Source organism: Streptomyces sp. NPDC040545 (assembly GCF_055595065.1).
Genome location: NZ_JBVIWA010000012.1, coordinates 116,502 through 120,098, shown reverse-complemented (window position 1 = coordinate 120,098; position 3,597 = coordinate 116,502). Strand labels below are relative to the sequence as shown.

At 75.0% G+C, this 3,597-nt stretch carries 1 protein-coding gene; it reads right to left on the bottom strand.

The features are described 5' to 3' along the window. Positions 1–121: 121 nt before the first annotated feature. Positions 122–3,597, bottom strand: a 3,476-nt coding sequence (locus ACZ573_RS22900) for an Rne/Rng family ribonuclease (RefSeq protein ID WP_471307004.1), incomplete at its 5' end; no start/stop codon positions are given.

Genomic DNA, 3,597 nt, shown 5'->3' with positions numbered 1-3,597 from the left:
CCAACCCCCCGTCTTTCTCTCCTTTCCCCCCCCCCCCACCCAACACCCCCCCCCCCCCCCCCCCCCCCCCCCCCCCCCCCCCCCCCCCCCCCCCACGGCCGCGGTGTCACTCAGCGGTGGATCAGGCTTCGGTCGGAGCCGAGACGGACGGGAGCGTGTGCTGCTCCGCCGCCGCGGTCTTCTTCGTCGCCCGCTTCGCCGTGGTCTTCTTGGTCGTGGCCGCCTTCTTGGCCACGGTCTTCTTGGCGGCCGCAGCCTTCTTGGCCGGGGCCTTCTTCGCCGCGGTCGCCTTCTTGGCCGGAGCCTTCCTGGCGGCCTTCTTGGCCGGTGCGGCCTCCTCGGCCACCGGGGCCGCTTCCTCGGCCACCGGGGCGGCGGCTTCGTCGGCGGGCGACGGGGCCTCGACGACCAGCACCGCGGCCTCTGCCGCGCCCGCCGGGGAACCGGCGGGTGCGGTGGCCTTACGGGTGGCACGGCGACGCGGACGGGCCGGAGCGGCCTCCACGACGGGGGCCTCCTCAACCTCGGCGACGACGGCGACCTCGGGCTCGGGCGGGGCGACGGGCTCGGGCTCCGGCACGACGACCGGCTCCGGCTCCGGCTCCGGGGCCACCTCGGCCGCGGGGGCCGGGGCACCCGCCGGGGCGGTGGCCTTACGGGTCGCGCGGCGACGGGTCCGGCCCTTCGGCGCGGCCTCCGGGGCTGCCTCCACGACCTCGGCGGTCTCGACGGCCGGAGCGGCCTCGGCGACGAACTCCGCAGCCGGCTCCAGCACCGTCTCGGCCGGCTCGGTCACCGGCTCGTCCGCGACCACGGGGGCCGGGGCCGGAGCGACCGCACCGCGCGGGGCGCCCGCCGGAGCGGTGGCCTTACGGGTGGCACGGCGCCGGTTGCGGCGGCTGCTGATGCCCGCGGCGGCCTCGGCCTCGGCCGGGCTGCTGTAGAGCTCCTCGTCCGCGACGAACTCCGGCTCGGGCAGGGCGCGCGGCGCGGCGGCCTCGGCAGCCACCTCCGCCTCGGATTCGAAGCTCTCGGCGTCGACCGTCTCGACCTCGTGGTCGTGCTGGTCGAACTCGGTGCGGCCACCGCGGCGCTTGGAGCGCTTGCCGTTGCCGCCGCCGCCGATCGCGGTCGGGGTCTCCATGTGGACGATGACACCGCGGCCGTTGCAGTGGACGCAGGTCTCGGAGAAGGACTCCAGCAGACCCTGGCCCACCCGCTTGCGGGTCATCTGGACCAGGCCCAGCGAGGTGACCTCGGCCACCTGGTGCTTCGTACGGTCGCGGCCCAGGCACTCCAGCATGCGCCGCAGGACCAGGTCGCGGTTGGACTCCAGGACCATGTCGATGAAGTCGATGACGACGATGCCGCCCAGGTCGCGCAGCCGCAGCTGGCGCACGATCTCCTCGGCCGCCTCGAGGTTGTTCCTGGTGACGGTCTCTTCGAGGTTGCCGCCCTGACCGGTGAACTTGCCGGTGTTGACGTCGATGACGATCATCGCCTCGGTCTTGTCGATCACAAGCGAGCCGCCCGAGGGCAGCCACACCTTGCGGTCGAGCGCCTTGGCGAGCTGCTCGTCGATCCGGTACGTCGCGAAGACGTCGACCTCGGAGGTCCAGCGGGACAGCCGGTCGGCCAGGTCCGGAGCCACGTGGTTGACGTAGCCGTGGATGGTCTCCCAGGCGCCGTCGCCGCTGACGATGACCTTCGAGAAGTCCTCGTTGAAGATGTCGCGCACGACGCGGACGGTCATGTCCGGCTCGCCGTACAGCAGGCTCGGCGAAGAGGTCGAGATCTGCTTCGACTTCTTCTGGATGTCCTCCCACTGGGCCTGCAGACGCTCGACGTCGCGGCGCAGCTCGTCCTCGCTCGCGCCCTCGGCGGCGGTGCGCACGATGACGCCCGCGTCCTCGGGGACGATCTTCTTGAGGATGGTCTTCAGACGCGCGCGCTCGGTGTCGGGCAGCTTGCGGCTGATGCCGGTCATCGAGCCCTCGGGCACGTAGACCAGGTAGCGGCCGGGCAGCGAGACCTGGCTGGTCAGGCGGGCGCCCTTGTGCCCGATCGGGTCCTTGGTGACCTGTACCAGGACCGACTGGCCGGACTTGAGGGCGGACTCGATGCGGCGCGGCCCGTTGGCCATGCCGAGCGCCTCGAAGTTGACCTCACCGGCGTACAGGACGGCGTTGCGGCCCTTGCCGATGTCGATGAAGGCGGCCTCCATCGACGGCAGCACGTTCTGGACCTTGCCCAGGTAGACGTTGCCGACGTACGAGGTGGCCTCTTCCTTGTTGACGTAGTGCTCGACGAGCACGTTGTCCTCGAGGACTCCGATCTGGGTGCGCTCGCCGGCCTGGCGGACGACCATGACGCGCTCGACGGCCTCACGGCGGGCCAGGAACTCGGCCTCGGTGATGATCGGCACGCGGCGGCGGCCCTGCTCGCGGCCCTCGCGGCGGCGCTGCTTCTTCGCCTCCAGGCGGGTCGAGCCCTTGATGGACTGGACCTCGTCGGAGGACTCGGCCTTCTCCCGCGCGGGGCGCGGCTCGCGGACCTTGACGACGGTACGCACGCCGTCCTCGTCGCCCGCTTCGGCGGTCTCGGCCGGGCCCTCGCCACTGCGGCGACGGCGACGGCGGCGACGACGGCTGGAGCTGGAGCCGAGGGCCTCGTCGGCCTCCTCGTCCTCTTCCTCCTCGGCGTCCCGCTCGGCGGTGTCCTGCTCGGCGGCCTCGGCCTCGGCCTCGTCCTCGGCGGACTCGTCGAGGTCGGCGGCCTCACCGCGACGGCGGCGACGGCCACCGCGACGGCGGCGGCGCGACGGGCGCTCGCCCGACTCGTCGCCCTCTTCGAACTCGCCGGACTCCTCGTCGAGGTCGGCGGCCTCGGCCTCCGGCTCCTCCTGCGCGAGCACCTCGGGAAGGGAGACCGGGGCGGACTCGGCGACCGGGGCGGACTCGGCGGCGCCGCGCCCACGGCGACGGCGGCGGCCGGCGGGCTGCGCGGCGGGGGCCGTGGTGACCTCGGCCTCGAACTCGGTCTCCTCCTCCTCGACCTCTTCCGCCGGGGCGGCGGCGCGAGCGGCCGCGGCGGCCATGGCAGCGGTCTCGGGGGTCTGGAACATCGGCTCGGCGAAGACCGGGGCCTGGAAGACGGCGACGGCGGGACGCGCGGCGCGGCGGGCGCGGGCCGGGGCGGCGGGCTCGGCGCTCTCGGCGACGGGCTGCGGGGCGGCGGCCGGAGCGGAGGAGCGGGTGGCGCGGCGGCGGCCGCCGCGCTTGGGCGAGTCCACGGCGTCGGCGACGGTCACGGCGCGGGCGGCCTTGGGGGCCTCCTCCACGACGGGCGGGGGCTCGGCGGCGGGAGCCTCGGCCACGGCAGCGGCCTCGGCGGCCGGAGCCGCGACGGCGCGGGTGGCACGACGACGGGCACGCGGAGCCGGAGCGGCCGGAGCCTCCTCCTCGACCACGGGCGCGGGCGCCTCGGCGGCCGGAGCCTCGGCCACGGCAGCGGCCTCGGCGGCCGGAGCCGCGACGGCGCGGGTGGCACGACGACGGGCACGCGGAGCCGGAGCGGCCGGAGCCTCCTCCTCGACCA